Source organism: Pseudomonas sp. FP2254 (assembly GCF_030687695.1).
In the GTDB taxonomy this organism is placed as follows: Bacteria; Pseudomonadota; Gammaproteobacteria; order Pseudomonadales; family Pseudomonadaceae; genus Aquipseudomonas; species Aquipseudomonas quebecensis.
Genome location: NZ_CP117444.1, coordinates 262346 through 283339, shown reverse-complemented (window position 1 = coordinate 283339; position 20994 = coordinate 262346). Strand labels below are relative to the sequence as shown.

General features: G+C 60.1%; 20 protein-coding genes and 1 pseudogene. 15 read left to right on the top strand and 6 right to left on the bottom strand.

Going from position 1 to position 20994, the window contains the following annotated elements; all coding sequences use genetic code 11:
* The first annotated feature begins 110 nt into the window (after nt 1-110).
* From PSH94_RS01280 to PSH94_RS01265, 4 genes and pseudogenes are all read left to right on the top strand, one after another.
* Nucleotides 111-281 (top strand): YhfG family protein, encoded by a 171-nt coding sequence (locus PSH94_RS01280; RefSeq protein ID WP_080761377.1) that lies wholly within the window; start codon nt 111-113, stop codon nt 279-281.
* Complete coding sequence (locus tag PSH94_RS01275; protein ID WP_181081022.1) at nt 281-880, top strand: putative adenosine monophosphate-protein transferase Fic; 600 nt, start codon at nt 281-283, stop codon at nt 878-880. The genes PSH94_RS01280 and PSH94_RS01275 overlap by 1 nt, the downstream gene beginning before the upstream one ends.
* 311 nt (nt 881-1191) lie before the next feature.
* Nucleotides 1192-1380 (top strand): annotated as a pseudogene (locus PSH94_RS01270) (hypothetical protein); the annotation flags it as partial.
* A 923-nt stretch (nt 1381-2303) separates the two neighbouring features.
* Entirely contained in the window at nt 2304-2660 is a 357-nt protein-coding gene (locus PSH94_RS01265; RefSeq protein ID WP_181081024.1) for a DUF1493 family protein, read from the top strand.
* Nucleotides 2661-2763: 103 nt separating this feature from the next.
* On the opposite strand, the gene PSH94_RS01260 is transcribed toward PSH94_RS01265, so the two are convergent.
* Together PSH94_RS01260 and hslO are read right to left on the bottom strand one after the other, a co-directional pair.
* Nucleotides 2764-4305: a phosphoenolpyruvate carboxykinase gene (locus PSH94_RS01260; protein ID WP_181081025.1), complete on the bottom strand. Its 1542-nt coding sequence runs from the start codon at nt 4303-4305 to the stop codon at nt 2764-2766.
* A gap of 179 nt (nt 4306-4484) precedes the next feature.
* Nucleotides 4485-5387 (bottom strand): Hsp33 family molecular chaperone HslO, encoded by a 903-nt coding sequence (hslO, locus tag PSH94_RS01255; protein WP_305436178.1) that lies wholly within the window; start codon nt 5385-5387, stop codon nt 4485-4487.
* 104 nt (nt 5388-5491) lie between these two features.
* Between hslO and PSH94_RS01250 the strand changes: the two genes are divergently transcribed.
* Nucleotides 5492-6295 (top strand): phosphatase PAP2 family protein, encoded by an 804-nt coding sequence (locus tag PSH94_RS01250; protein ID WP_181081027.1) that lies wholly within the window; start codon nt 5492-5494, stop codon nt 6293-6295.
* A gap of 69 nt (nt 6296-6364) precedes the next feature.
* Here the strand turns inward: PSH94_RS01250 and PSH94_RS01245 are convergent, their stop codons facing one another.
* Complete coding sequence (locus tag PSH94_RS01245) at nt 6365-6772, bottom strand: RNA-binding S4 domain-containing protein (protein ID WP_181081028.1); 408 nt, start codon at nt 6770-6772, stop codon at nt 6365-6367.
* Nucleotides 6773-6888: 116 nt separating this feature from the next.
* On the opposite strand from PSH94_RS01245, the gene PSH94_RS01240 reads away from it, so the two are divergent.
* The 3 genes from PSH94_RS01240 (at nt 6889) to rimK (ending at nt 9066) form a co-directional block, all read left to right on the top strand.
* Nucleotides 6889-7668, top strand: coding sequence for an EAL domain-containing protein (locus tag PSH94_RS01240; RefSeq protein WP_181081029.1), 780 nt, complete (start codon nt 6889-6891; stop codon nt 7666-7668).
* 79 nt (nt 7669-7747) lie between these two features.
* Nucleotides 7748-8164 carry an ATP-dependent zinc protease gene (locus PSH94_RS01235; RefSeq protein WP_231124439.1) on the top strand — a complete coding sequence of 139 codons (417 nt, stop codon included), beginning with the start codon at nt 7748-7750 and terminating at the stop codon, nt 8162-8164.
* Nucleotides 8161-9066: a 30S ribosomal protein S6--L-glutamate ligase gene (gene rimK / locus PSH94_RS01230; protein ID WP_003171022.1), complete on the top strand. Its 906-nt coding sequence runs from the start codon at nt 8161-8163 to the stop codon at nt 9064-9066. Before PSH94_RS01235 ends, rimK begins: the two co-directional genes overlap by 4 nt.
* 96 nt (nt 9067-9162) lie before the next feature.
* On the opposite strand, the gene PSH94_RS01225 is transcribed toward rimK, so the two are convergent.
* The gene (locus PSH94_RS01225; protein ID WP_181081030.1) at nt 9163-10476 is read right to left on the bottom strand and encodes an ATP-binding protein; all 1314 of its coding nucleotides are present in this window, start codon (nt 10474-10476) and stop codon (nt 9163-9165) included.
* Between the two features lie 117 nt (nt 10477-10593).
* Nucleotides 10594-11334, bottom strand: coding sequence for a two-component system response regulator OmpR (gene ompR, locus PSH94_RS01220; RefSeq protein ID WP_181081031.1), 741 nt, complete (start codon nt 11332-11334; stop codon nt 10594-10596).
* A gap of 356 nt (nt 11335-11690) precedes the next feature.
* Between ompR and PSH94_RS01215 the strand changes: the two genes are divergently transcribed.
* The 7 genes from PSH94_RS01215 (at nt 11691) to tauD (ending at nt 19843) form a co-directional block, all read left to right on the top strand.
* Entirely contained in the window at nt 11691-14015 is a 2325-nt protein-coding gene (locus tag PSH94_RS01215; protein ID WP_305436176.1) for a Tex family protein, read from the top strand.
* On the top strand, nt 14015-14398 hold the full coding sequence (locus PSH94_RS01210) for a PaaI family thioesterase (protein WP_253509958.1): 384 nt from the start codon (nt 14015-14017) through the stop codon (nt 14396-14398). The genes PSH94_RS01215 and PSH94_RS01210 overlap by 1 nt, the downstream gene beginning before the upstream one ends.
* A 214-nt stretch (nt 14399-14612) precedes the next feature.
* Nucleotides 14613-16196 (top strand): glutamate--cysteine ligase, encoded by a 1584-nt coding sequence (gshA, locus tag PSH94_RS01205; protein ID WP_181081034.1) that lies wholly within the window; start codon nt 14613-14615, stop codon nt 16194-16196.
* Nucleotides 16197-16386: 190 nt separating this feature from the next.
* Complete coding sequence (gene tauA / locus PSH94_RS01200; RefSeq protein ID WP_305436173.1) at nt 16387-17364, top strand: taurine ABC transporter substrate-binding protein; 978 nt, start codon at nt 16387-16389, stop codon at nt 17362-17364.
* A gap of 17 nt (nt 17365-17381) precedes the next feature.
* Nucleotides 17382-18161: a taurine ABC transporter ATP-binding subunit gene (gene tauB / locus PSH94_RS01195; protein WP_181081036.1), complete on the top strand. Its 780-nt coding sequence runs from the start codon at nt 17382-17384 to the stop codon at nt 18159-18161.
* Complete coding sequence (gene tauC, locus PSH94_RS01190) at nt 18158-18994, top strand: taurine ABC transporter permease TauC (protein ID WP_305436171.1); 837 nt, start codon at nt 18158-18160, stop codon at nt 18992-18994. Before tauB ends, tauC begins: the two co-directional genes overlap by 4 nt.
* A 12-nt stretch (nt 18995-19006) precedes the next feature.
* Nucleotides 19007-19843: a taurine dioxygenase gene (gene tauD, locus PSH94_RS01185; RefSeq protein ID WP_305436170.1), complete on the top strand. Its 837-nt coding sequence runs from the start codon at nt 19007-19009 to the stop codon at nt 19841-19843.
* A 60-nt stretch (nt 19844-19903) separates the two neighbouring features.
* Here the strand turns inward: tauD and mgrA are convergent, their stop codons facing one another.
* Nucleotides 19904-20941 carry an L-glyceraldehyde 3-phosphate reductase gene (mgrA, locus tag PSH94_RS01180; RefSeq protein WP_181081041.1) on the bottom strand — a complete coding sequence of 346 codons (1038 nt, stop codon included), beginning with the start codon at nt 20939-20941 and terminating at the stop codon, nt 19904-19906.
* Nucleotides 20942-20994: the final 53 nt, after the last annotated feature.

The window sequence follows — 20994 nt, the reverse complement described above, 5'->3', positions numbered from 1 at the left end:
ATTCAGCCCCATGGCGGAGTATTTATACAAAATGTGACGTGGTTTTTATCCCGCCTTTCCGCTGACGCATTGAGCTACAATCAAGCCTTGCCACCCAGGAGGACGCTGTAATGAGCGAACTGACGTTTGAGCAAAAACAGGATCACTACCACAAGATCCGTCGCTCCAATTACCTGGCCAGCCTGCGCTTGGAAGGGTTCGAGACCCAACCGGCCGATGTCGACAAACCCCTGCCGACCCGCGAAGCCGTGCTTGCCAAGTACCGCAACACTCCACGCTGATGCTCGACAAATACGGGGTGGGCCAGGACCCGTACTGCTACCCCGGTAGCAGCGTCCTGCGCAACCGCCTCGATTTGCTCGACGAACAACGCCTGCACCAGGCCGAGCGGGAACTATCCGAAATCGCGGTAGGCAGCCTCCCGCTCTTCCCGCCGCCCTACGACCTCGAACGCCTGCAGTACATTCACCGGACGCTGTTCGGCGACATCTACGACTGGGCCGGTGAACTGCGCAGCGTCAACATCCGAAAAGGCGACACCCTGTTCTGCACCCCGGAACGCATCCAACCGGAAGCGGCGAAGATCATTCGGCACATGGAAGATGCAAACTGGTTTGTGGGCGCGAGCCAAGCCGAACTGGTGACGCAGGTTGCCGAGGCGTATGGCGACCTCAACGTGATCCACCCGTTCCGCGAAGGCAACGGCCGGGCGCAGCGGATTTTGTTCGAGCAAATCATCGTCAATGCAGGGTTTTCAGTGAACTGGTGGCTGGTCAAACACGCGGCGTGGATACCGGCGAATATTGATGCGGTGGCGTGTGATTATCGGGGGTTGGAGGCGATTTTTGAGCGGTGTATCAGCAGGCCTGTAAGGCAGTGATCGTTCCTCACGCGCTGCGTGGGTCCTCGGCACGGGTGACGCAGAGCGTCACGGGATGCATTCCCACGCGGGAGCGTGGGAACGATCTGAAACAGCCTTTGCCTGTATTGCACCATTGCACCGCACCCACCTATAGTTCGCCCCTCGCTGCAAAATCAGCGATCGGGTTTGGTCACCGATTACAGAGATCGCATACGCACCCTCAGATGTCGTAGGCACTTACGTGCCCATACGCTTCATGGCGGCTGTGTTTGGGACGCCTTCGGGCGTGCCGGGTGATCCCTGCCGGTTGACCAACCTGGACACAGTCCGCCGCCCACCAACGCATCCGCGCAGCTACGGACCTGCTGGAAACCTTCTCCTGCCTGACCTTCGAACACGCCAACCTCAAAGACATCTCCCACATCACCAACGCCTTGTACCTGCTCGTCCAGGACGGCTGTGATTTGTTGGAAGCGGCGCAGCATGTACAGCTGCAACCCGAACAACCGCAAATCTAAGCAACACGCTTTGAGCGAGCTTGCTCGCGAAAATCGTCAACGATGGCGCGGCAAACCAGAAGAAACGCGGCGTCCTTGAGTTTTTCGCGAGCAAGCTCGCTCCTACAAACCACAAATTCCGGAAACGGTTGTAGGAAACCTCCAAACACAGCGACATCCCCTTCCCAAACTGCTCCAAACACCCGCTTGACCCTCTACAGAAGTTACCCGTAGCTGAATGAAAATAGCGCGGTCTCAACTTTCTCGGCAGAAACCTGTGAACATCGAAAGGACTCAACACATCGGCCACTATGGCGTCATCTTCACAGTGATTCGCTTCACTGTAGTGCCTGACAATCGGCATGCTTTGGCCAATCTATGCCTGCTTGAAACAAAAACGGCAGCGCGACAAGTGCGCGATCAGATAAGTGGGCTGTACGAAAAAATGCTGGCCAGAGACTTGCCAAGCAAAATGGCGGTCGCGATTTCCCATCCTTTGAGACGGAATCAGGCCGATCGGTTAAACGACCAAAACGTGCTCATCAAAAACATAATCTCCGGAGCGGTTAAAGCATCGGGGATCATCGGTCTGGATGCCAGTGTGAGAGGAGGCATAGGACCTCAGCGGTCAACACTCTCAATGCATGTCTACTCAGACGAGTCTTAGTGACATGGCCCTTTACCTTCAATCCGCTTCCTTTCTCATTATCTATTTGGTGCTGCACTACCAAATCACAGACCCCATGCTCAGAAAGCACTTCGCAGTCACATTTATTACAATAGGCCTTATTTTGACGTTCCTACTACCCTATGTAGCGGTGATCCTCAGAATGCCCCTGCTACCTGTCTTTGTATTCTTAATAGGCTTGGCGCTCTTCATCACTCGAAACAAATACCGCCTCCAACGCAACCAGCCCCTTCATCCACTCCTGCGTGCCCCCACCATGAACCTCGCCCCGAACCTCCCCGAAGACCCCGTGATGCAGCAACTCCTGCAGCTGCTGCACGAAGAAATCGGCCTGCCGAAACACAAGACCATCCGCCTGCAAACCTCACTTAATTTCGACCTGGGCTGTGACGGCAGTGAAGCCAAGCAGCTCATGGAAAAACTGGAGCAGGAGTTCGCCCTCGACCTGGGCGACTACGACACTTATCGCTACTTCAACCCGCCGGTCTTTGACGTGTTCCTCAAGCGTCGCAGCAAAGGGCATGGCGACAAGGTCCCACTGACTATCGGTATGCTCTACCTGGCCATCAAAACTCACAGCTGGGACACGCAGACCCTGGAAAATCTGAGCTGAGCGCTAAAACACTTAGCCTTCCGACACGGATATCCGCTTCAGCCTGACGCCGCCCATAAAAAAGCCGCCCACAAAGGGGCGGCTTTTTCACAGCGGCCGAATCTTACAACTTCGGACCCGCAGCCTTGATCGCATCGCTCACTTCGAACTTCTTGAAGTTCTCGATGAACAGGCCGGCCAGGGCCTTCGCTGCTTCATCGTAAGCGGCCTTGTCAGCCCAGGTGTTACGTGGGTTCAACAAGCCGGTCTCAACGCCCGGTACGGCCAGTGGCACGTCGAGGTTGATGGTGTCGAGGTGTTCGGTTTCAGCACCGATCAACGCGCCGCTCTGAATCGCTGCGATCACGCCGCGCGTGGTCGGGATGTTGAACCGTTTGCCGACACCGTAGCCGCCGCCGGTCCAACCGGTATTAACCAGGTAGACCTTCGAGCCGAAACCACGAATGCGCTTGATCAACAGCTCTGCGTATTCACCGGCCGGGCGTGGGAAGAACGGTGCGCCGAAGCAGGTGGAGAAGGTCGACTTGATACCGCTGCCCGAGCCCATTTCAGTCGAGCCCACCAGTGCGGTGTAGCCGGACAGGAAGTGATAGGCCGCTTGCTCTTCGCTGAGGATCGACACCGGCGGCAGTACGCCAGTCAGGTCGCAGGTCAGGAAGATCACCGCGTTAGGCTCGCCGCCCAGGTTTTTCTCGGAACGCTTGGCAACGTGCTCCAGCGGATAGGCGGCGCGGCTGTTCTGGGTCAGGCTCACATTGGTGTAGTCGGCGTGCCTGGCCTCGTCGATCACCACGTTTTCCAGCACCGCGCCGTGCTTGATGGCTTTCCAGATAACCGGTTCGTTCTTCTCGGACAGGTCTATGCACTTGGCATAGCAACCGCCTTCGATGTTGAACACAACGCCTTCGCCCCAGCCGTGCTCGTCGTCGCCGATCAGGTAACGGCTTTCGTCGGCGGACAAGGTGGTCTTGCCGGTACCCGACAGACCGAAGAACAGGGTCACGTCGCCTGCTTCGCCGATGTTGGCGGCGCAGTGCATTGGCAGCACATCGGCGGCCGGCAGCAGGAAGTTCTGCACCGAGAACATGGCTTTCTTCATTTCACCGGCGTAACGCATACCGGCGATCAACACTTTTTTCTGGGCGAAATTGAGGATCACGCAACCGTCGGAGTTGGTGCCGTCGCGCTCCGGCACACACTCGAAGTTGGCCACGTTGAGCACTTGCCATTCGTCACGGCCAGCAGGGTTGTACTGGGCCGGGTTGATGAACAGGCAACGACCGAACAGGTTCTGCCAGGCAGTCTGGGTGGTCATTTTCACGGGCAGGTAGTGGTCTGCCGAAGCACCTACATGAACGTGGGAAACGAAATGCTCTTGCGCATTGTTGAACGCTTCGACACGCGCCCACAGGGCGTCGAACTTGTCGGCCGGGAACTTGCGATTGATCGGGCCCCAGGCAATGGCGTCCTGGGTGGAAGGCTCTTCAACAATGAAACGATCGACTGGCGAACGGCCGGTGCGGTGACCGGTTTCTACAACCAGCGCACCCGTATCGGCAAGCACGCCTTCACCGCGCTGCAGGGCTTCTTTAACCAGATCGTCAACACTCAGATCGGTGTATACGGCGTTGTTGGCTTGCGTCATGAGGTTCCCCGTCGGCCTATGGCCGAGTGCTCCAAACGTTTTGTAGTAGAAAGTTGCGCACTACTACCGCGAAAAAAGTGGGCCGGATTATGCCAGAAAAGCCCAAAAAGAGTAGGGCCCTCCCGTCAGAACAGCGCTAATACGGCAATCGACAGGTGATTTACCTGTGCTTAAACGTTTTAGTGTCGGGTACCGGAAGGGGTGTCGACGCCTGCGCCAGCGAACAATTGGGCGACATCAGCGGCATCGAACAGATAGCGCTGGTTGCAGAATTGGCAGTCGATCTCGATATTGCCGCCGTGTTCCACCACCAGATTCTGCGCATCTTCCAGTCCCAGGCTGACCAAGGCGTTCGCCGAACGCTCGCGGGAGCAGCTGCAACGGAAGCGCAGGCCCTGCGCGTCAAACAGCCGCACGGCTTCCTCGTGGTACAGACGATGGAGAATGGTTTCGTTGTCCAGGCCCAGCAGTTCTTCGGCTTTCAGGGTGTCGGCCAGGGCGATGGTATGGCGCCAGCTTTCCGCACGATCGTCGTCGTCCTTGATGCGATCGGCCGGCAATTGCTGCAACAGCATGCCTCGGGCGCGTTTACCGTCGGCGTTGAGCCAGAACTTGGTGCCCACCTGCTGGGACATTACGAAATAGTTGGTGAAACATTCCGACAATGTCTCGCCATCGAGGTCGACGATGCCCTGGTAGCGCTGGCCCTGAGTCGGATCGACGGTGAGCGCCAATACGCCGTTGGGCATCAGATCCGACAAGGTTGCGTCCGCGGCGATCAGGGCGGCGTCGTAGCGGGCCAGGCCGCGAATGTCGCGCTCGCTGGAACATTCGATCATCAACAGCGGAATCGGGCCTTCGGAACGCGCCTGCAGGATCAGCAAACCATCGAACTTCATGGTGCCCACCAGCAAAGCCGCCGCAGCCATCAGTTCGCCCAGCAGTTGCGCGACCGGTTCTGGATAAGCGTGCTTGGCGAGGACTTCGGCATAGCTGAGCTCCAGCGACACCAGTTCGCCGCGCGCGTCGCTGTCGTCGAAGATGAAGCGTTGGGTGAAGTCGTTATGCGGCAAATCAGTCATAGGTCTGGGTATCTGAAGTGATGACAAAATGGTTACAAAGTTTATAAAATTAAACGCTTTGGCACCAAATTGGTGCGATTTCACAGAGCGAAGAGGGACAGTTTATGAACAATCCGGGTTTGTTCCAAGCCAAGTGGAACCTCGGGGGGTGGGCGCTGTGCAATCTGATCGCCGTCGGGCTGCTGTGTTTCTGGCTGTGGCCCACGGGGCAGATGCTCTGCGTGGCTTTCGACGAATGGCTGTTCCATCTGCTCAATGATCCACTGGCCAGCAGCTCAGCCTGGCTGCATCTATGGGCCGTGGCAAGCCTGCGCCCGTTCGATGCAGTGGTCGGTGTGATTCTGCTGGCCCTGCTCATTCGCGGCGACTGGGTATTCAAGGCGTTGCAGGTACGCCAGGCGTTTTTCGGTTTCATCGGCATTCTGCTGCTGTTGCTGTTTATCCGCATGCTGTTTTCCAAGCTCGCGGCGCAGATGGGTTGGCAGCACAGTAGCCCGTCGATGGTGATCAGCGGCGCCATTCAGATGAGCGATTATTTCCCCGGCCTGGAAAAAACCTGGGAATTGAAGGACCGCTCAAGCCAAAGTTTTCCGGGTGATCATGCCTCAGTGCTGCTGATCTGGGGGATGTTCATGAGCGTATTTGCCAAGCGCGTCGGCCAGATACTGGTCATTTGGGGCTTGGCGTTGTTGTTCATGATGCCGCGCCTGGTCGCCGGCGCGCACTGGGGCCAGGACGACTATATCGGCGGTGTGCTGCTGGCACTGCTGGCATTAGGCTGGGGGTACTACACGCCGTTTGCGGCGAAGGTGTCGGGGGTGTTGATGCGGGTGACAGCACCGTTGTTCAGGTTGCTTGGTAAACTGCCATTGATTGGTCGATTGAGCGTCATGCGCACAGCCTCTTAACGCCGCAGGCCTAATGTGGAGGGCTTGCTCCCCCCACATTGACCGCGTCTTAACGAGGGTTGTACGCAATCAGTCATCACTGCCGCTGCCGCGAAACTTGAACAAATCGCGGCGCTGTTTCTTGCTCGGCTTGCCATCAGTGGTCATCCCGGTGGCACCCGCCTTGCGCATGGCTGCCGCATTTTCGCGCTTGGCAATGCTCGCTTCGGTTTCGGTGTACAGCGCCTGTGCTTCGGGTGCGCCACGGCGCACGATGGAAAGTGCCTGGACCACGACGGTCTTCTCGTCAAAACCTATCCGAATCTGCAACTCATCACCGACACGTGGCTCTTTGCCCGGTTTACAGCGCTCGCCTCGATGATGCACCTTGCCGCTCTCAATGGCGGCCTTGGCCAAGGCGCGTGTTTTAAAAAAACGCGCCGCCCATAGCCACTTGTCCAAACGGACCTTTTCTTCCTCTTCCTGCTTTTGAGCCACTTGAATTCCTCGCTTTGAAAAATGTCGCAACTTTACCGTTGAAACCCTTCGACGCATAAATCCCAAGGCTCACCTAAGATACGCCAGGTAGCACCCCGTTTTCGCGAGGATACGCCGTGACCGACTTCCCCATTTCACTCACCTCGCCGGGCCAACGGTGCGTGGGCTGCCAGCAGAGCGAACCCCTCGGGTTCGATTTCGCGTTCGCCTACCAACCTATCGTAGACCTGCGGGACCATTCGATCTTCGCCAACGAAGCGCTGGTGCGCGGCGTCAATGGCGAAGGCGCACTGTCGGTGCTGCAGCAGGTCAACGAAAGCAATCGCTATCGCTTCGACCAGCGCTGCCGCACCCAAGCCATTGCAGGCGCTGCGGCGCTGGGGATGCACACTCACCTGTCGATCAACTTCATGCCCAATGCCGTGTATCGCCCGGAGCTGTGTATTCGCAGCACGCTGGAGGCTGCACGCGCGCACAATTTTCCGCTGGACCGGCTGATTTTCGAAACACTGGAGAGCGAGCACGTAGATAACTATCGCCATTTGACCAATATTCTGCGTGAATACCGCCAATTCGGCTTCAAGACCGCCATCGACGATTTCGGCGCGGGCTATTCGGGGCTGAATCTGCTGGCCGATTTCCAACCTGACTTGATCAAGCTTGATATGGCGCTCATTCGCGATGTCGACAAGGATCGCGTCCGCCAGGTAATCGTCCGGGGGATTGTCACAATCTGTGAGCAGTTGGGCGTTACTGTCATCGCCGAAGGTATCGAAAGTGCCGGGGAGCGAGACTTCCTGTCCGACTGTGGAATATTTCTGATGCAAGGCTATTGGTTCGCCAGGCCCGCATTCAATGCTTTGGCCGAGATTCCTTCCCAGGCCTGGGCGAATTGACCGGTTACCCATATTGAAGACATTTGACCATTTGACCGTTGTGGGTCTGCGTGAGTGGGTGGCCCTTCCCGACCTGGGAGTGGCAGGGCTGCGCGCGAAGATTGATACGGGTGCCAGCACTTCCAGCCTGCACGCCACCGACATTGAGCCATTCGAGCGCGACGGCGAAAAGTGGGTGCGTTTTACCGCACACCTGGGCAGCGTTGTGCAACTGCGCCATCGTCGCTGTGAAGCGCCCCTGGTGACGATGAAAACCATCAAGAGCTCCAACGGCCATGCGCAGGTGCGTTATGTGATCAGCACCACGCTGGCGTTGGGTGATCGGGTATGGCGGGTGGAATTCACCCTGGCCTGCCGCAAAGCCATGCGTTACCGCCTGTTGCTGGGCTCCAAGGCGCTGATCGACGGCCAATTGGTGGTCAATCCCGGCGTCAAGTACGTTCAAGACAAGCCGGTGTTCCCGGTCTCTACTATTTCTGCCCCAGGTGCTGCATGAAGATTGCTGTGCTGTCGCGAAACCCGCGTCTGTATTCCACCCGCCGCCTGGTCGAGGCCGGCACTGAACGTGGCCATGAAATGGTGGTGATCGACACGTTGCGTGCCTACATGAACATTGCCAGCCACAAGCCGCAAATTCACTACCGGGGCAAGCCTCTTGAGGGATTTGACGCGGTCATCCCGCGTATCGGGGCATCGGTGACGTTCTATGGCTGCGCCGTTTTACGGCAGTTTGAAATGATGGGGGTATTCCCGCTGAACGAATCGGTTGCCATTGCGCGTTCGCGGGACAAACTGCGCTCGTTGCAATTGCTGTCTCGCCGGGGCATCGGCTTGCCGGTCACCGGTTTTGCCCATTCGCCCGACGACATCCCGGACTTGATCGAAATGGTCAACGGCGCACCGCTGGTGATCAAGGTATTAGAGGGCACGCAAGGCATCGGCGTGGTGCTGTGTGAAACCGCCACCGCGGCCGAGTCGGTGATCGAGGCCTTCATGGGCCTCAAGCAGAACATCATGGTGCAGGAATACATCAAGGAAGCCGGCGGGGCGGACATCCGCTGCTTCGTGGTGGGCGATAAAGTCATCGCCGCCATGAAGCGCCAGGCCAAGCCGGGTGAGTTTCGCTCCAACCTGCACCGCGGCGGCAGTGCCAGCCTGATCAAGATCACCCCGGAAGAACGCATGACCGCGCTGCGGGCGGCCAAGGTGATGGGCTTGGCGGTAGCGGGGGTGGATATCCTGCGTTCCAATCATGGGCCGCTGGTGATGGAGGTGAATTCCTCACCCGGCCTGGAAGGTATCGAGACCACCACCGGCAAGGATGTGGCGGGGATCATCATCCAGCATCTGGAAAAAAACGGCGGGCCGAATATGACCAGGACAAAGGGCAAGGGTTAGGGACGCCGCTGTTAGCTTCAAGCGATAAGCTGCAAGAAAGGGCAAAAGCTGTCGGCCTTTCGCTTGCGGCTTAAAGCTTGAAACTTGCCGCTGTCTCTATACCGCATCTCTTGGCAGCATCAGCCCAAGCGGCAAGCGCACCCTCGCTTCCAGGCCGCCGCCTTCGCGGTTACGCAACTCGACATTGCCACCATGCATCGAAGCAATCCGTCGCACGATCGCCAGGCCCAGGCCCGTCCCCTTGCCGCCACGTGCACGATCCCCTCGGGTGAACGGGTTGAAGATACCTTCCAGCTCCGCAGGATCAATGCCGGTGCCGCGGTCCATCACGCTCAGCACCACATATGGGGCAGTGCTGTCCCCGGACACGTACGCTGCCACTTCCACATCCGAACCGGCGTGATGGAGGGCGTTGCCGATCAGGTTGTTCAACAGGCGCTTCATCGACACGCGCCGCAGCGCGAACGGTTGGATCGGCTGCAGGCGCATGCGCACCTGCTCGCCGTTCTGGTTATAGGGCGCGACGACCTCACGCACCAGCTCGGTCAGGTCGACTTCCTCGACCATTTCGTCACGGCCATCACGGATAAACGCCAGGAATTGGTCGAGGATCGCGTCCATGTCTTCAATGTCGCGGACCATGTCATCTGTCAGGTCGGTAGGATTGCCCATCAACTCAAGGGACAGGCGCAGTCGCGTCAACGGCGTGCGCAAGTCGTGAGACACGCCGGCCAGCATCAGCTCGCGTTCGCGGCCGGCCTGTTCGACGTCCTCCGCCATCTGGTTGAAGGCGCTGTACACCTCAGTCATTTCACTGGGCGTATCGCTGACTGGTAAGCGCACACTGCGGCCCTGGCCCAGTTGCCGGGCAGCGAACACCAGACGCTTGAGCGGCTGGTTGAGCTGGCGCACGAAGATCCACGCGGACGCGGTTGAAAGCAGCCCAATGGCCAGGAACCAACCCAGCACGTTCCAGATTTTCTGCCCGCGCAAAGGGTGCGGATACAGCGGCACCTTCATCCAATCCTCGCCCAGGCTTGGCGCACGTACCCACAATGCGGGCGATACATGCATGCGCAACCGTACTTCGGTGTCCTCCCCCAGTTCGGCCTGCATCTGCCGCTGGTAGATCTCGCTGTAGGGCCAGTGCTGCTCGCCTTCCGGCACCCCGGCACCGGCCACGCGCACCAGCGTGGCGGCCTTCGCGATCTTCTCGCGATTCTCGGGGTCGGCGGCCCAATAGGCACGCAGCGTCAACGCGACACCATGGCTGTATTGCCGGTCCACCAGCACGTCCTCGTTCATCAGCAGATAAACCAGGGTAAGTGCCTTGGAAAACAGAACGACGATCAGCACCAGCCAAAGGGTGCGGGAGAAGAAACTTTGCGGGAACCACAGCGGGGTTTTCATAGAGGACAGCTGGACACCTTGCAGGAATGAGCGGCGCTCGCAGAATTGCAGACGCCAGGCATCCCGTCGACCTTTATGGAGTCAAACGCCAGGATGCCCGCACCTGCAAGTCATTGATCACTTTGTAGCAGTGCCATCCGGCACGAACACATACCCCACACCCCACACCGTCTGGATATAACGCGGTTTGGACGGGTCCGGTTCGATCATCCGGCGCAAACGTGAGATCTGTACGTCGATGGAACGCTCCAGCGCGTCCCACTCGCGACCACGGGCCAGGTTCATCAGTTTGTCACGCGTGAGCGGCTGACGCGCGTTCATGACCAGCGCCTTCAGCACGGCGAATTCGCCGGTGGTCAGCATGTGCACTTCTTCGCCGCGCTTGAGCTCGCGGGTCGCCAGCGACAGCTCGTAGTCGCCAAACGTGACGCTCTCGTCTTCACTGCCCGGAGCGCCCGGCACCGCCGGTGCCTGACGACGCAGGACCGCTTTGACACGCGCCATCAACTCATCGGGATTGAACGGCTTGGCCAAGTAGTCATCGGCGCCCAGTTCGAGCCCCTTGATGCGGCTAAGCTCGTCGCCCTTGGCGGTGAGCATGATGATGGGAATCTGGTTGTTGGCACCGCGCAGGCGCTTGCAGGCGGTCAGGCCGTCTTCGCCGGGCAGCATGAGGTCGAGCACGACAAGATTGAACACTTCACGCCCCAGGAGGCGGTCCATCTGCTCGGTATTCGGTACCGCGCGGGCTCGATAGCCTTTGGAGTTGAAGAAACGCTCCAGCAGGCTGCTCAGCCCCGGATCGTCATCAACGATGAGAATTTTTTCGCCTTCAGCAGTGTGTGCAGTGCTGCTCATTGGATGCTCCTCTTATCTCGGCGCGCATTATGGCCTAGCTGCCGTTATACGCACCGTGTGCATTGTTAGCAGATTTTTCCTCTACTGCCAGCGAACCCGCGCCCTACAACCTCCTGGCACAGTACCCCCCAAGGGCAGAACGCCGGTTATAATGCCGCGCCTTCGTGCAGGGCAACGTCAGATCGTTACCGTTTACTGCAGGGCTTTTTTCACCCGCTTGTCGTGATTTTTTCGATTTCGAGGGTCAATAGGCTGCCTTTGACCCAGGCAGCGGCGCCGGTCGGGCCGCTCAACCAGTCTCGCAAGGCCTTGTTTTCCGGGCTCGCGAGCTGCTTTTCAGAATTTCAGGTGGTTTTATGGACAGCATCAACAGCCGCATTGCCGAGGAACTCGGTGTACGCCCACAACAGGTCGAAGCGGCCGTCGCGCTACTGGACGAAGGCTCCACGGTGCCCTTTATTGCCCGTTACCGTAAAGAAGTGACCGGCAGCCTCGACGATACCCAATTGCGGCATCTGGAAGAGCGCCTGCGCTACCTGCGAGAACTCGACGAACGGCGTATCAGCATCCTCGCCAGCATCGAGGAACAGGGCAAGCTGACCCCGCAACTGGAGCGCGACATCAAGCTTGCGGACACCAAGACCCGCCTCGAAGACCTTTACCTTCCATACAAACAGAAGCGCCGCACCAAAGGCCAGATCGCCCTGGAAGCCGGCCTCGGCGAGTTGGCCGACGGCCTGTTCAACGACCCGTCGCTGACCCCGGAAACCGAAGCCGCGCGCTTTGTCGATGCCGAAAAAGGCGTCGCCGACACCAAGGCCGCGCTGGAGGGTGCCAAGTACATCCTCATGGAACGCTTCGCCGAAGACGCCAGCCTGCTGGAAAAGCTGCGTAACTATTTGAAGCAGGAAGCCATTCTCAGTGCCCGTGTGATCGCCGGCAAAGAGGAAGAAGGCGCCAAGTTCCGTGACTATTTCGAACACGACGAGCCGCTCAAGAGCATGCCGTCCCATCGTGCCCTCGCCATTTTCCGCGGCCGCAACGAAGGCATTCTCAGCTCCTCGCTCAAGGTCGGCGATGAACTGCCAGGCACCATGCACCCGTGCGAAGGCATGATCGGTCAACAATTCGGCATCCAGAATCAAAACCGCCCTGCGGACAAATGGCTCGGTGAAGTGGTGCGCTGGACCTGGAAGGTCAAGCTCTACACCCATCTGGAAACCGACCTGCTCGGTGAGCTGCGCGACGGTGCCGAGACCGAGGCGATCAACGTATTCGCCCACAACCTGCACGACCTGCTGCTGGCCGCCCCGGCCGGTCCGCGCGCCACGCTGGGTCTGGACCCTGGCCTGCGCACCGGTTGCAAGGTCGCCGTGGTCGACGCCACCGGCAAGCTGCTGGACCACGCCACCGTGTACCCGCACGTGCCGCACAACAAGTGGGACCAGACCCTCGCGATCCTCGCCGCCCTGTGTGCCAAGCATTCGGTCGACCTGATCGCCATCGGCAACGGCACCGCCAGCCGCGAAACCGACAAACTGGCCGCCGAACTGATCAAAAAACACCCAGCCATGAAGATGACCAAAGTCATGGTTTCCGAAGCGGGCGCGTCGGTGTATTCGGCGTCGGAGCTGGCTTCCAAGGAATTCCCGGACCTCGACGTATCGATCCGTGGCGCGGTCTCCATTGCCCGTCGCCTGCAGGACCCCTTGGCCGAACTGGTGAAGATCGACCCTAAATCCATCGGCGTCGGCCAGTACCAGCACGACGTGTCGCAGTTAAAGCTGGCGCGCGGCCTGGATGCGGTCGTCGAAGACTGCGTAAACGCCGTGGGTGTGGACGTGAACACCGCTTCGGTGGCGCTGCTGGCGCGAATTTCCGGCCTTAACGCCACCCTGGCGCAGAACATCGTCAACCACCGCGATGAAAACGGCGCATTCAAGACCCGCGCAGCGCTGAAAAAAGTCGCACGCCTGGGTGAAAAAACCTTCGAGCAGGCCGCCGGTTTCCTGCGCGTCATGAACGGTGACAACCCGCTGGACGCCTCGGCGGTCCACCCGGAAGCCTACCCGCTGGTGCAGCGAATTGCCGCCGAGACCGACCGCGACATCCGCTCGCTGATCGGCGACGCCGCGTTCCTCAAGCGCCTGGACCCGAAGAAGTACACCGACGAAACCTTCGGCGTGCCGACCATCACCGACATCCTGCAAGAGCTGGAAAAACCGGGCCGCGACCCGCGCCCCGAGTTCAAGACAGCAGAATTCCAGGACGGTGTCGAAGACCTCAAGGACCTGCAACCGGGCATGATCCTCGAAGGTGTGGTGACCAACGTCACCAACTTCGGCGCTTTTGTGGACATCGGTGTGCATCAGGACGGTTTGGTGCATATTTCCGCGCTTTCGGAGAAATTCATCAAGGATCCGCGCGAAGCGGTCAAGGCCGGTGACGTGGTCAAGGTCAAGGTCATGGAAGTCGACATCCCGCGCAAACGCGTCGGCCTGTCGATGCGCATGAGCGACACCCCCGGCGAGAAAATCGACGGTGCCCGTGGCGCACGCCCTGGCTCCGCTGCGCGTTCGTCGCAGAACAGCGCACCGCGCAAGGAAACCGCCACGGCAGCGCCGAGCAACAATGCCATGGCCTCGTTGTTCGCCAACGCCAAACAGTTGAAGAAACGTTGATGGACATCCCCGCAGGCCTGGCGCAGAGCGCCTTCAGCGAGCTGATCGGCTGCCGCCTGCAACGTCTGGAACCAGGCGTTGCCGAGGTGGCCCTGAGCCTGGCGCCGCAGCTGCGCAACCGCGCAGGCAAGCTGCATGGCGGGGCGATATTCAGCCTGGTGGACATCACCATGGGACTGGCCTGTTCCAGCGCCCATGGTTTCGACCAGCAGAGCGCGACCATCGAATGCAAGATCAATTACATTCGCGCCGTGGAGGAAGGTGAAGTGCTGTGCACCAGCCGCATCATTCACGCGGGTCGTCGCACATTGGTGGTCGAGGCGGATGTGTACCAGGGCGAAAAACTTGTCGCAAAAGCACAGGGCACGTTCGCTGTCCTATAGCTCCCCGCCCCTGATTTGAGTTAATTTCGGCGCTGCGCTAACAGCGTCGGAATTTTCTTGCTGCGCTATAGCCCAATTCATGGAATGAAGTAGGCTTTTCCAAAGCGGGTCAACTTGACTCAAAACCAGGCGATCACGCCAGTTTTAACTTCACCCTTGTAGACCGTCCTGCCCACCCCCATATTGGGGCGACTGACGCGTGAAGGAATCCAACTTGAGCGAACTTCTCAACCGCCGCCTGGCCCTGCTCGGCAAGCGCGAACACCTCTCCCTGCTAGAGCAGTGCCTGCATGGCATCGAGCGCGAATGCCTACGTGTCACAGGTGAAGGTCGCCTGGCGCAGACGCCGCACCCCGAAGCCCTGGGCGCTGCGTTGACCCACGAGCAGATCACCACCGATTATTCGGAGTCGCTGCTGGAGTTCATCACGCCAGCCTTGCCCAACCCGGCCGACACCCTGAGCAGCCTGGAAAAAATCCACCGCTTTGCCTACACCAAGCTGGGCAGCGAATACCTGTGGAGCCCCTCGATGCCGTGCCCGTTGCCGGCCGAGGAAGATATTCCGATTGCCTACTACGGCACCTCCAATATCGGACAGCTCAAGTATGTGTACCGCAAGGGCCTGGCCCTGCGTTACGGCAAGACCATGCAGTGCATCGCCGGAATCCATTACAACTTCTCGCTGCCGGAAAAATTATGGCCGCTGCTCAAGGAAGCCGAAGGTTTTGTCGGCACCGACCGCGAATTCCAGTCCGATGCGTATATCGCGCTGATCCGTAATTTCCGCCGCTACAGCTGGCTGTTGATGTACCTGTTCGGTGCCTCGCCGGCCCTGGATGCGGGGTTCCTTCGCGGTCGCTCGCACCAGTTGGAAGCGCTCGACGCCGACACCCTCTATCTGCCTTACGCCACCAGCCTGCGCATGAGTGACCTGGGTTACCAGAGTAACGCTCAGGCCGGCCTGACGCCGTGCTACAACGACCTGGCCAGTTACACCGACAGCCTGCGCAAAGCGGTGGCAACGCCTTATGCGCCGTACGTCGAAATCGGCACGCACAAGGACGGTGAGTGGGTACAACTCAACACCAACATCCTGCAGATCGAAAACGAGTACTACTCCAATATCCGCCCCAAGCGCGTGACCTACACCGGCGAACGGCCGATCCAGGCGCTGATGGCGCGGGGCATCCAGTACATCGAAGTGCGCTGCCTGGACATCAACCCCTTCCTGCCGATGGGCATCGACCTGCCGGAGTCGCGGTTCCTCGACGCGTTCCTGTTGTACTGCGCGCTCAATGACAGCCCGCTGTTCGCCAACAACGAATGTGGCAACGCTACTTCCAACTTCCTCAGCGTGGTCAAGGAAGGTCGCCGCCCAGGCCTGCAATTGCAGCGTCAGGGCCAGGCCGTGGACATGAAGGAATGGGCCGCGGAGTTGCTGGAACAGATCGCGCCGCTGGCCGCCCTGCTCGATGAAAGCCACGGCATCACCGAACACAGCCAGGCGCTGGACGCCCAGTTGGCGAAGGTCAAGGACCCGTCCCTGACGCCGTCGGCGCAGGTGCTGGCGGCGATGGCCGAGCGCAAAGAGAGTTTCGCGCAGTTCTCCCTGCACCAGAGCGAGCTGCATGCCGAGTATTTCCGCAAAGAGCCGCTGGCGGCCGAGGAACAGGCACGTTTTGAAGAACTGGCGCGCGCGTCGCTGGCACAGCAGGCTGAGCTGGAGCAGAACGAAGTGGGCGATTTTGATGTGTTTGTCGGGTCGTACCAGGCGAGCATTCTCGCCATCAGCAACTAACTGAAGCCGAACCCGGCGCAAAATGTGAGAGGGGGATTGCCCCCTCCCCACATTTGCCCTCATCCATCTCCAGCCTCGCCTCAACCTTTCGCCCATAAGCTAATTCGAAAATGTTATTTATTTTCGAATTCTTAGATCATTTAGTCTCCTCACACGCCGACCCTCGGCCGCCTGATTGAGGAGCTTCCCCTTGAAACTGTTAACCCCTCTGCGCCTCCTGGCCGTGTTGTCCCTGGTCGGTGCCAGCCTGTTCGCCCAGGCGGCGGATGTGACCATCGCTTACCAGACCACCGTAGACCCGGCCAAAGTTGCCCAGGCCGACGGCGCGTATGAAAAAGCCACCAACGCCAAGATCGACTGGCGCAAATTCGACAACGGCGCCGACATCATCGCCGCCATCGCCTCCGGCGACGTACAGATCGGTTACCTCGGCTCCAGCCCGCTGACCGCTGCGATCACACGCAAGGTGCCGGTGCAGACTTTTCTCGTTGCCACCCAGATCGGCGGCGCCGAAGCGCTGGTGGCGCGCAATGGTTCCGGGATCAACGGCCCCCAGGACCTGATCGGCAAGAAAGTCGCTGTGCCCTTCGTTTCCACCGGCCACTACAGCCTGTTGGCCGCGTTGAAGCACTGGAACATCGACCCGTCGAAAGTGACCATCCTGAACCTGGCCCCGCCGGCGATCATCGCGGCCTGGAAGCGCGGTGATATCGACGCCACTTACGTATGGGACCCAGCCCTGGGCGTGGCCAAGGAGAACGGCAAGGTGCTGATCACTTCCGGCGAACTGGCCAAGCTCGGCGCGCCGACTTTCGATGCGTGGATCGTGCGCAAGGATTTTGCCCAGAAGCACCCGGAAATCGTCACGGCCTTCGCCAAGGTCACGCTGGACGCCTACGCGGCGTACCGCAAAGACCCGCAGGCCTGGCTGGCCGACACGAGCAACATCGACAAACTGGTGAAGCTTTCCGGGGCCAAGGCCAGTGACATCCCGCTGCTGTTGCAAGGCAACGTCTACCCGCTGGCCGCTGACCAGGTGAGCCTGCTCGGCGCACCGACCACCCAGGCTGTGACCGATACGGCGGTGTTCCTCAAGGAACAAGGCAAAGTCGACGCCGTGCTGCCGGACTACGCCCCCTACATCAGCGCCCAGTTCATCACTCACTGACCCGGGAGTTCATCGCGATGGCCTTGCTACAACTGGAGCGCATCAGCGCACAGTACCCAGGCGCCCCAACACCGGTGCTGGCGGATATTTCACTTGAGCTCGGCCCCCGGCAATTGCTGGTGGCTCTCGGCCCGTCCGGCAGCGGCAAGACTTCGCTGTTAAACCTGATTGCCGGTTTCGTCGAACCCAGCGCTGGCCGCATCACTCTGGACGGCGCAGTGGTCAAGGGCCCAAGCGCCGAACGCGGCGTGGTGTTCCAGGACGACGCCTTGTTGCCCTGGCAGGACGTGCTGGCCAACGTCGGTTTCGGCCTCGAGCTGGCCGGCGTGGCCAAGGCGCAACGCGAAGTGCGCGCACGGGAAATGCTGGCATTGGTGGACCTGGCCGGTTTCGATAATCGCCGCATCTGGCAGCTCTCCGGTGGGCAGAAGCAACGCGTCGGCCTCGCCCGCGCGTTGGCGGCCGACCCGCGCGTGCTGCTGATGGACGAGCCGTTCGGCGCGCTGGATGCCTTCACGCGCGAACAAATGCAGGAATTGCTGCTGCAAGTCTGGCGGCGCACGGCCAAGCCGGTGTTCCTGATTACCCATGACATCGAAGAGGCGGTGTTCCTCGCCACTGACCTGATCCTGCTGGCGCCCAATCCCGGCCACATCGTCGAACGCTTGCACCTGGACTTCGGCCAACGCTACGCCGCCGGTGAATCGGCGCGGGCGATCAAGTCCGATCCACGCTTTATCGAAACCCGCGAACACGTACTGGGCAAGGTGTTCTCCCAACGGCAGGTATCCGTATGAGCAGCTATGAACTCCCTGTCACCACCAGCCAGCCGGCGCCACACAGGGTTATCCCGCTGCGTCGTGGCCTGAGTACGCGCTGGATCAGTGTATTGACCCTGTTCGTCTTGCTGGCCGCCTGGTGGGCCGTTACCGCCAGCGGCATGATTGAGCCGCTGTTCCTGCCGCCGCCATCCGCCGTGCTGCAAAAAGGGTGGTTGCTGGCAACCAGCGGCTACATGGACTCAACGTTGTGGCAGCATCTAGCCGCAAGCCTGAGGCGCATCGGGCTGGGGCTGGGCTTCGCGGTGCTGACCGCCGTGCCCGTAGGCATTGCCATCGGCGCCAACCGCATCGCCCGGGGCATCCTCGATCCGGTGATCGAATTCTATCGGCCGATCCCGCCCCTGGCTTATCTGCCGTTAATCGTAATCTGGTGCGGCATTGGCGAGCTTTCCAAGGTGCTGCTGATCTACCTGGCGATTTTTGCACCGATCGCCATCGCCACCGCGACCGGCGTGCGCACCGTCGACCCGGCCAAGCTGCGCGCCGCGCAATCGTTGGGCGCGAGCCGTGCCCAGCTGATTCGCCACGTGATCCTGCCCAGCGCCCTGCCCGACATCCTCACCGGGGTGCGCATCGGCCTGGGCGTGGGTTGGTCGACGCTGGTCGCCGCTGAACTGATCGCGGCCACCAGTGGCCTGGGGTTCATGGTGCAGTCGGCGGCGCAGTTCCTGGTCACCGATGTGGTGGTGCTGGGCATTCTGGTAATCGCCCTGATCGCCTTCGCCATGGAAATGGGCCTGCGTGCCCTGCAGCGTAAATGGGTGCCCTGGCATGGCCAGGCACATTGAGTGATGAGAACCATGAGCAACCTCACCGTAACCCCCTTGAGCACCGCCCTGGGCGCCCAGATCAGTGGTGTCGACATCACCCGGCCGTTGAGCCCTGAACAGCGCGACGCCATCGAGCAGGCATTGCTCACTCACTCGGTGCTGTTCTTTCGAGACCAGCCGATCACCCCTGCACAACAAGCGCGATTCGCGGCGAATTTCGGCGACCTGCACATTCACCCGATCTACCCCAACGTGCCGGAACAGCCCGAAGTGCTGGTGCTCGACACCGCCGTCACTGACGTACGCGACAACGCCGTGTGGCACACCGACGTGACCTTCCTGCCCACTCCGGCGCTCGGCGCCGTACTCAGTGCCAAGCTGCTGCCGACATTTGGCGGCGACACATTATGGGCCAGCGGCATTGCAGCTTATGAAGCGTTGTCGGAGCCGTTGAAAATGCTGCTGAACGGCCTCACCGCGACCCACGATTTCATCCAGTCCTTCCCGCTGGAACGCTTCGGCAACAGCGCCGAAGACCTGGCGCGCTGGGAAGCAGCCCGCAGGAAAAACCCGCCGCTGTCGCACCCGGTCGTGCGTACGCATCCGGTCAGCGGGCGTAAGTCGCTGTTTGTCAATGAAGGGTTCACCACCCGGATCAATGAACTTGAGCCGGCAGAGAGCGAAGCAATCCTCAAGCTGCTGTTTGCCCACGCCACACGGCCGGAGTTCACCCTCCGCTGGCGCTGGCAGGAGAACGACGTGGCGTTCTGGGACAATCGCGTCACCCAGCACTACGCAGTGGACGATTACCGGCCGCAGCGGCGCGTGATGCACCGGGCGACGATCCTCGGGGACGTGCCGTTCTGAACCACACCTATCAAAGTGGGAGGGGCTTGCCCCCTCTCACATTGATCAGGTTGAACCTGATTACTCAGCCGTAGATGGCTTTTCCCACAAGTTAATCCCGCCTTCCTGTGCAAACCGATCGATCTGCGCCAGTTCTTCCGCGCTGAAGCTCAGGTTCTTCAACGCACCGACGTTTTCGATGATCTGCTCCGGACGGCTCGCGCCGATCAGCGCACTGGTCACCCGTGGATCGCGCAGGGTCCAGGCCAACGCCATTTGTGCCAGGCTCTGGCCACGGCGCTGGGCAATTTCGTTCAACGCACGCACATGGGCAATGTTGCTTTCCGACAGGTGCCTGGCCTGCAACGAACCGCCACCTGGGCGGTTGACCCGTGCGTCGGCGGGTACGCCGTTGAGGTACTTGTCAGTGAGCAAACCCTGAGCCAGCGGCGTGAAGGCGATTACCCCGGCGCCGAGTTCTTCGGTCGTGTCCAGCAGGTCTTTTTCCACCCAGCGGTTGAGCAGGTTGTAGGCCGGTTGGTGGATCAACAGCGGTACTTTCCACTCTTTGAGCAACGCGGCCATCTCGCGGGTTTTGACCCCGGAGTAGGACGAAATGCCGATATACAGCGCCTTGCCCTGTTGCACGGCGGTGGCCAGCGCGCTGGCGGTTTCTTCCAGCGGCGTGTCGGCGTCGAAGCGGTGGGAGTAGAAGATGTCCACGTAATCCACGCCCAGGCGTTGCAGGCTCTGGTCGAGGCTGGCCAGTACGTATTTGCGCGAACCGCCGCCCTGGCCATAGGGGCCGGGCCACATGTCCCAGCCGGCTTTGCTGGAGATGATCAGTTCGTCACGGTAATGCTTGAAGTCTTCGCGCAGCAGACGGCCGAAATTGATCTCGGCGCTGCCGTAGGGCGGGCCGTAGTTGTTGGCCAGGTCAAAGTGGTTGATGCCCAGGTCGAATGCGGTACGCAGCAAGGCGCGCTGGGTGTCGATCGGGGTGCTGTCGCCAAAGTTGTGCCACAGCCCCAGGGACAGTGCCGGGAGCACCAGGCCACTGCGGCCTACACGGCGATACGGAAGCGTTTCATAGCGGTTTTCGGCAGCAATATAAGTCATCGAATCCTCTCTTGGAGTAGGGCTAATAAGGTCTGGGAATAAGGCTATTCCCA